Source organism: Enterobacter sp. 01-M-02-SI-ECC (genome assembly GCF_047530595.1).
GTDB classification, from domain to species: domain Bacteria; phylum Pseudomonadota; class Gammaproteobacteria; order Enterobacterales; family Enterobacteriaceae; genus Enterobacter; species Enterobacter cloacae_M.
Genome location: NZ_JBLKCZ010000053.1, coordinates 1 through 6,385 on the forward strand (window position 1 = coordinate 1; position 6,385 = coordinate 6,385).

At 53.9% G+C, this 6,385-nt stretch carries 14 protein-coding genes and 1 pseudogene; 3 read left to right on the top strand and 12 right to left on the bottom strand.

The window, feature by feature from the left end:
- Positions 1–117: 117 nt before the first annotated feature.
- Both ACMWLG_RS25025 and ACMWLG_RS25030 read left to right on the top strand, forming a co-directional pair.
- Positions 118–315 (top strand): annotated as a pseudogene (locus tag ACMWLG_RS25025) (hypothetical protein); the annotation flags it as partial.
- Positions 316–343: 28 nt separating this feature from the next.
- Positions 344–607 carry a hypothetical protein gene (locus tag ACMWLG_RS25030; protein WP_021243021.1) on the top strand — a complete coding sequence of 88 codons (264 nt, stop codon included), beginning with the start codon at positions 344–346 and terminating at the stop codon, positions 605–607.
- A 30-nt stretch (positions 608–637) separates the two neighbouring features.
- Here the strand turns inward: ACMWLG_RS25030 and ACMWLG_RS25035 are convergent, their stop codons facing one another.
- Positions 638–817 (bottom strand): Rop family plasmid primer RNA-binding protein, encoded by a 180-nt coding sequence (locus ACMWLG_RS25035; RefSeq protein WP_021243020.1) that lies wholly within the window; start codon positions 815–817, stop codon positions 638–640.
- Positions 818–885: 68 nt separating this feature from the next.
- Here ACMWLG_RS25035 and ACMWLG_RS25040 point away from each other — a divergent pair, with 68 nt between their 5' ends.
- The gene (locus ACMWLG_RS25040; RefSeq protein ID WP_021243019.1) at positions 886–1,251 is read left to right on the top strand and encodes a hypothetical protein; all 366 of its coding nucleotides are present in this window, start codon (positions 886–888) and stop codon (positions 1,249–1,251) included.
- 61 nt (positions 1,252–1,312) lie between these two features.
- On the opposite strand, the gene ACMWLG_RS25045 is transcribed toward ACMWLG_RS25040, so the two are convergent.
- The 11 genes from ACMWLG_RS25045 to ACMWLG_RS25095 form a co-directional block, all read right to left on the bottom strand.
- The gene (locus ACMWLG_RS25045; protein ID WP_021243018.1) at positions 1,313–1,612 is read right to left on the bottom strand and encodes a type II toxin-antitoxin system RelE/ParE family toxin; all 300 of its coding nucleotides are present in this window, start codon (positions 1,610–1,612) and stop codon (positions 1,313–1,315) included.
- Positions 1,602–1,865: a hypothetical protein gene (locus tag ACMWLG_RS25050; RefSeq protein ID WP_000072676.1), complete on the bottom strand. Its 264-nt coding sequence runs from the start codon at positions 1,863–1,865 to the stop codon at positions 1,602–1,604. The genes ACMWLG_RS25045 and ACMWLG_RS25050 overlap by 11 nt, the downstream gene beginning before the upstream one ends.
- 137 nt (positions 1,866–2,002) lie before the next feature.
- On the bottom strand, positions 2,003–2,284 hold the full coding sequence (locus tag ACMWLG_RS25055) for a hypothetical protein (RefSeq protein ID WP_021243017.1): 282 nt from the start codon (positions 2,282–2,284) through the stop codon (positions 2,003–2,005).
- Between the two features lie 719 nt (positions 2,285–3,003).
- A complete protein-coding gene (gene msrA, locus ACMWLG_RS25060; protein ID WP_021243016.1) occupies positions 3,004–3,498 on the bottom strand; it encodes a peptide-methionine (S)-S-oxide reductase MsrA in 495 nt (164 codons plus the stop codon).
- Positions 3,488–3,949: a peptide-methionine (R)-S-oxide reductase MsrB gene (msrB, locus tag ACMWLG_RS25065; RefSeq protein ID WP_021243015.1), complete on the bottom strand. Its 462-nt coding sequence runs from the start codon at positions 3,947–3,949 to the stop codon at positions 3,488–3,490. The genes msrA and msrB overlap by 11 nt, the downstream gene beginning before the upstream one ends.
- A gap of 23 nt (positions 3,950–3,972) precedes the next feature.
- Positions 3,973–4,110 (bottom strand): hypothetical protein, encoded by a 138-nt coding sequence (locus ACMWLG_RS25070; protein ID WP_021243014.1) that lies wholly within the window; start codon positions 4,108–4,110, stop codon positions 3,973–3,975.
- 73 nt (positions 4,111–4,183) lie between these two features.
- Entirely contained in the window at positions 4,184–4,690 is a 507-nt protein-coding gene (locus tag ACMWLG_RS25075) for a DUF417 family protein (protein ID WP_001567380.1), read from the bottom strand.
- A 30-nt stretch (positions 4,691–4,720) separates the two neighbouring features.
- Positions 4,721–4,981: a DUF1471 domain-containing protein gene (locus ACMWLG_RS25080; RefSeq protein ID WP_001567381.1), complete on the bottom strand. Its 261-nt coding sequence runs from the start codon at positions 4,979–4,981 to the stop codon at positions 4,721–4,723.
- Positions 4,982–5,193: 212 nt separating this feature from the next.
- Positions 5,194–5,751 carry a TetR/AcrR family transcriptional regulator gene (locus ACMWLG_RS25085; RefSeq protein ID WP_001567382.1) on the bottom strand — a complete coding sequence of 186 codons (558 nt, stop codon included), beginning with the start codon at positions 5,749–5,751 and terminating at the stop codon, positions 5,194–5,196.
- Positions 5,752–5,847: 96 nt separating this feature from the next.
- The gene (locus tag ACMWLG_RS25090) at positions 5,848–6,114 is read right to left on the bottom strand and encodes a YdgH/BhsA/McbA-like domain containing protein (protein WP_001567383.1); all 267 of its coding nucleotides are present in this window, start codon (positions 6,112–6,114) and stop codon (positions 5,848–5,850) included.
- Between the two features lie 91 nt (positions 6,115–6,205).
- A partial coding sequence (locus ACMWLG_RS25095) for a hypothetical protein (protein ID WP_414763055.1) occupies positions 6,206–6,385 on the bottom strand: 180 nt, incomplete at its 5' end.

Consider the following 6,385-nt stretch of genomic DNA (forward strand, 5'->3'; position numbering starts at 1 on the left):
AGGCGCGGGAATAAAATCCCATTCAGACGCCGGATAGATTCAAGCAAGCCAACTTGTCGTCAAAATCGGTGTTGCAAAAACGGGAGTGACCATAGATTCGTTTTCTGAGACGACCCCTATCTGTTCAACCGCCGGGCGAACGGCATCGATGAAATCTGGTACATCTGCCCGGACAGGCCGACGCTCGTCCGGGTGCAACGGGCAATTTTGGCGGTGGATGAAATCGTGAACCCACAGACCGGCGAGGCCCGAAAAACGGCAGAGCTGGACCGGGAACGGCTGTTTGCCTGCTTCAAATTCATGGTCATGGTCTGAGGTTAATCATTCATTTATGAGGTGTTTTATGACAAACCGGATTGCGGTTGTGGGCCGGGAGGCCCTGCTTATGGTCGGGGCGATGGCCGGAGGGCTGTGTGTGCTGGCCGCGCATCTGCTGAAATTGTTCTGGCGCGTGCTGCCGGTGTTTCTGCTGCTCTACGGGTTCGTGCAGTTTCTGGCGAGGAACCCGGCGATCCGTGACTGGTTGTTCCTGCATTTCGGGCAGGGAGGCACGGCGGCGATCCTGATCGGTGGTACCCTTCTTTGCCTGCGTCGTCTGATGAAATGACGGCAGACAGCACCGGCCGCGTCGGTGCTGTTATTCCTCCCCGAGCTGGTCCCGCATTGCCAGCCAGAGCGTTTCCGCGTCCTCGTGCAGCCGTTCGCACATGTCGGCCGCGGTATCCATATCCAGTTCGTTCAGCTTTTCCAGCAACAGCAGCGACTGATCCCTGATGAATTTTGCCATGTTGAGGGCGGTTTTTTCCTGTTTCGTCATGTTTCTTTCCTTCCGGGCATGGTGTGCGCCTGTCGGGTATACTGTCTCAAAAATAGCGGGGTGAGACAATGGCGTGGGTGACGGTGAGACAGGCCACGGAACTGACGGGAAAAGCCCGAAGTTCCCTGTATCGGGATATGGCTAAAGGCCGCGTATCATACCGGACGGAGGCTGATGGTGGTCGTGTCGTAGATACCAGCGAGCTTATCCGGGTGTACGGTGAGTTAAGACTGATTGAGACTCATGATCGGGACGGGTTGAGACTGCCGGATGAGACTGAAAAAACGGTATCAGAGGCGCTGATTGCGGAGATAAAAGCGCTGCGGGAAGAGGTGGCCGGGCTGCGGCAGGAAATGCAGGCCATGAGACTACTGGAACACAAAACGGAGACAGCAGAGACACCGCGCCGGTGGTGGCAATGGGGGAAGCGCTGACGCGCTGCGCTTGTCCAACCGGCGACGGCCACGCAATGAATTGCGCCCCCGTCACCCGTTATCAGCGGACGGAGTGGGGATTCTGGCGCTGGCCGACTACGGCCAGAACCCGGATTTTCTGCGCCGGGTCATTCACATCATAGAGGACATGCTGTCCCATCAGGCTTATCCGGCGAACGTCCTCGCCATAGCGTGAGTCCACTTCGTAGAGACGCGGAAAGTCTGCCAGCTTGTCTGCGGCCGCAAGAACGCGATCGGTGACGTTCCGCGCATCCCACAGAGATGAATTTTCCGCGATGTAGTCAAACAGTGCCGTTACGTCCTCGATGGCTCCCTGCTTCCATTCCACGTCATACGGCATCACGCAGTTCCTGATAGCGACCATGCAGCCGCTGGCGGAGTTGTTCCGTGGTCATGCCCGGGCGTGTATCAGCGCGGGCTGCAGTCACTTTGGCGCGAACCTGATCTTCATACTCGGCCTGTGCCAGTTCTTCGTTAGCCAGGCGCTGCAACAGTGCTGCCTTGTCCGGGCCACCTTCCGGCAGTATGCGGGGCAGACTTTCGGCCAGTTCCCGCAAGAAGTTGGCGTTTTCGTAGTGTGTGGTATTGCTCATTACAGAGCCTCCGGGGTTGATGCGTCGACATGAAGGAGTTTAGCAGGGACACTCCCTGAAAAATATGCTGAATCCGGTACGCGAAGCGTTACTTCCTTGTACTGGCTGTTCTCTGTTATTCGTGCTGTCTTGCAGGCTTACTGCGGGTTGCTGTCTTTTTTTTCTCGCTGCCTGAGTCCCTCAGCAAAACCGACCATCCAGCCTAATGGATCATGCTGCGCAGCCCCTGACAACAGCGCGTCAGATTCCAGTCCGGCTTGTCGTCCTGCCTCTCTGACATCTTCTCGTACCCATACCGCAATTTGCTTATAACCCGCCTCGCGCATACGTGCTTTATAGGCTGCCTGGCCGCGTGCATTCTTGATCAGATACTTGCGGTTGCTAGTGATATCGCGTGTCTTGTTGTTTGAACCGGTCATTAATTCCTCAGGCATTACAGAGTTGTCGTACACACAGAAAACATTACTAGTAATTATGATTGTTGTGAGTATTCCAGGGAGAAAATGAGAGATTTCCCGCGCAAAAGGGCGCTTTTTGGCGGTTTCAGGTGGTAAACGCACTGAAACGGGCCGCCATGCAGTCCGGTGCATAGCCATTCATGCCATCAGAATTCATCAGGCAAGTTTTGCGGGGTTTTCGCCGGGTAAGCTGTGGTTTTCACCGGCTTCGCGCTGAAATCGCCCTGAGCGCGTTTTAGCGGTGCGTACAATGAAGCCTTTATGTTAAATAGGGGCTTTTGTTGTCCGGAAAAGGCTGAGCAAAAATACGATAAACAGTGTCATACCGGTAACCAGCATGACATAGCCGGCTGTTGGGTTATAAGTCAGACAGAAGGCTGTGCAGGCACTGGGGGCGTGTATGCGAAAAAGCCCGGCAAAACACAGACTGGCCGAGAGTCCGTAAAATAACGATCCTGCGATAACGGTCAGCATAATTCTAAACATTGTCCCTTTGTCCCTTTGACCCTAATCATCCTCATCTTTTTTCTAATATGCCCCTTAAAATCAGGATGTTGATTGTTTTGTATGCAAGAAATGGACTAAAGAAATTTGTTTGTGATCCCATTCTCGTTTCTGCATATGAACAAAAAAGCCCCGCACATGGGCGGGGCTGAATGCTGCGAGTCTGCGACGGTGACTTATCCCGGAAGCGTCCAGTCAGGTCGTTCAAAATGGCAGGTATAGCCGTCGGGATTATGCTGCAGGTAATCCTGATGCTCTGGCTCTGCAGACCAGAACTCACCGGCCTGCTCTACTTCTGTCACCACGACTCCGGGCCAGACTCCTGAATCATCTATTTCACGGATAAGCTGGTTTGCCTGCTGCTTTTGCTCCTCTGTGGTGAAAAAGATGGCTGAGCGGTAGCTTGAGCCGACGTCATTACCCTGACGAAGTATTGTTGTAGGGTTGTGAATACTAAAGAAATATTCCAGTAGTTTTCGGTAGCTCAGTTTATCCGGGGAATACACCACCTTCACCGCCTCCGCATGTCCTGGGTGGTGCTGGTATGTCGGGTTATCATTACGTCCGCCGGTATAGCCCACTTCGGTGCTGACCACGCCATTGAGTTTGCGGATCAGCTCCTGGACACCCCAGAAACAACCACCGGCAAGGATTGCCACATCAGTTTTCATGCTTATCTCCTTTCTCAAACAGGGGAAGAAATTCACCGTATCCTTCTGTTTCCAGAGCGCCTTTCGGGATAAAACGCAGTGAAGCCGAGTTAATGCAGTAACGTAATCCACCGGTATCCTGTGGCCCGTCAGGGAAGACGTGTCCCAGATGGCTGTCACCGTGACGGGAACGCACTTCAGTACGCACCATGCCATGACTGAGGTCGCTCAGGTTGTGGACGTTGTTTTCCACTGGTTTGCTGAATGCCGGCCAGCCACAGCCCGAATCAAATTTGTCCTTCGACGAGAACAGTGGCTCACCGGAGACGATATCCACGTACAGTCCGTCCTCAAAGTGGTCGTCATATTCTCCGGTAAACGGGCGCTCAGTGGCGCTTTTCTGGGTGACGCTGAACTGCAGTTCCGTCAGTGCCTGAATGGTCTGTGGGTCTTTTTTATACGGTTTGTTCATATCGCTCTCCTGACAAATCTCACTCACCGGGACGGGTCCTGCTCATGAATAAGATCCAGATAGTGTTTTTCAAAGTCCGGGTTGGCGGGGAGCGACTTATTTTCCAGGTAGCGCTCTAAAAAGTAGCGGGGAGTGATCCCCGCCCGAAAGGCGGCTTCCATGCCTCTCACCATGAACCCGGGAGTGGTGTCATATTTGCTGGCCAGAAATATCAGGCTGCTGCGTAATTCAGGGTCACCCCATGGCTGACAATGCGTCAGACGAGCGGGGTTTGTGCACGGCGCTGAGTTGCTTCGCCCTCCGGTTAATCAGTGTCCGTCGCAGGTCATGACGCAACAGCACCAGTCCAGCCCCAATCAGAAGAACATCCTTGATAATGAAGCTGTCAATGCGACCCAGCTGCGGCAGAAGGCTCAGGGTGACGATGCCGGTGCCTGCCACCATCAGGGCGCCTGCTGCACCCACTGCCGGCCGGAAAAATCCGGCAATCAGGGCCAGAAGGGTGATATTTTCCACCACGCCGAGTGCGTAGCTGAGCCCCTGAACGCCGAGAGCCGGATACAGCGCACCGAGCCAGGTGCCTGGCAGCAGGTGGTGAAGGGCATTGGCCTCGAAGGCAAACCATTTGTAGGTGCCAAACAGGGCGAAGATGAAAATCACTGACAGCCGCAGAACCATAATGTCCAGGCCTGACGTTTTACGAAGTAACCGGCGCAGTTGTGTCTCGACGTTATTTTTCATGGTGTGTGTCCTTTTATTTTCGTTTTGTGTTTATGCAAACAGCGTGGCGCGGGCATGAACGAAACGGGCCTGCTCAAGCTCAGAAATCAGATAAGCGGCAGCGCCATGTTCAAGGGCTTCGCGGATAACCTCCCGCTCCAGCTCATCCACGGAAGACACCCAGCCAACAGAGAGTGTACGGACCGGTACCAGAGCTGCTTTTTCTTCCTCAGTAAGATCGGATTTGATGATGACCGGTCCATGGGCTTTACGGGTGAAGACAGCGATAACGTCGTTGATAAGTGCTTTCATAATGATGCCCCCTGCATGTCTGTTTTATTGTGTTGTCGTGTTGTTAATATTTATTCTACCTACCAGTAGATAGATTGGCAAGGGGTAACTGGAAATTAAACGCAAGGAAAGTCTTAATGTCTTCTGAGGCCCCCGGAATACAGGCGTTGTCAGCGGTGATTTTTTTGAGTGCTGGCTGCCCCGGTTAAACCGGGGCAGCCACAGGCGTGGCTTTACGGGCGGGAGAGTAGCTGAATAAGCGCGCTCATGGTGCGGGAACAGGCATCATGAGGAGGGATCCGATTGAGCATCAGGGCCCCTTTAATGGCGCTGCCGATGATAATGGCCACGTCAGCCGGCTCAGCAGTAAAAGCCAGTTCACCGCTTTCACGACCCGAAACCAGCACACTGGTCAGGATGCGCAGGTCGGTTTGTGCCAGTCGTGAGGTGGCTTTCTGAAGAGGTTCTTCAAACAGGGCGCTGTCGGACAGCATGGCGTGAATGCCACACATCTGGCCGCTGTCGGCGCATTTGAGAAATGCGTCCATATAACCCTGCAGACGGGCTTTACCCGGTGGCAGCTGTAACAGGGCAGCTTCCAGTTTCAGCAGGCTGGCCTCCTTGTATTCACAATAGGCAAGCCCGAGGTCGGTTTTGGTCTGAAAATGGTAATGGATACTGGCCTTCCGTATTCCCAGACCGTCAGCGAGATCAGCATAGCTGAAGCCCTGGTAGCCGTTCTGCTGGATAAGGGTATCAGTCAGTTCAATCAGACTGTCATGGGTGGACATAATGTTCTCCTGGCACCTGCGGGTGCCTGTTATTCAGACACAACTGCGCCCGGAAACCAGAAGGGTTCCGGGCGCAGTTGCGAGGGTAACGGGTATTCAACGATACAGGACAGCGGTACCGGAAAGTTTATTCATACCGGTGGCACTGGTGATGCGGTAGTGTGTGGCCCCGGCATCAGCGGCTTTCATATCCAGTGAGGCCACCAGGTCATCCAGGGTGGTGAAGCCACCGGAAGAGACCACCCCAATTTTTTGCAGCGATGCTGCTTCGCTGCGGGAAACCATTTGCGGGCTGGCGGCATAGCTCAGTGCGCTGGCGGACAGGGCGATGATGGCAAGGGTGGTTTTGATGATGTTTTTCATGATGACGCTCCTGATGTTCTGTTGTGTGTTTTTGTTTGTGTGTCGTGTTGTTAAAATCAAATCTACCAACCAGTAGATAGGTTGGCAAGTGTTAATTGGGGTCCGCTTGGAAAACGGAATCTATGGTCACTCCCGTTTTTGCAACACCGATTTTGACGACAAGTTGGCTTGCTTGGGGTCGGTTCCGGCTGAGGGCGAAATGACACCCTAAGCTTTCGGTTCCTTGGGCCAAAGATATTCGCCAGTCAGTAGAATGTGCGCCCAGCCCAAT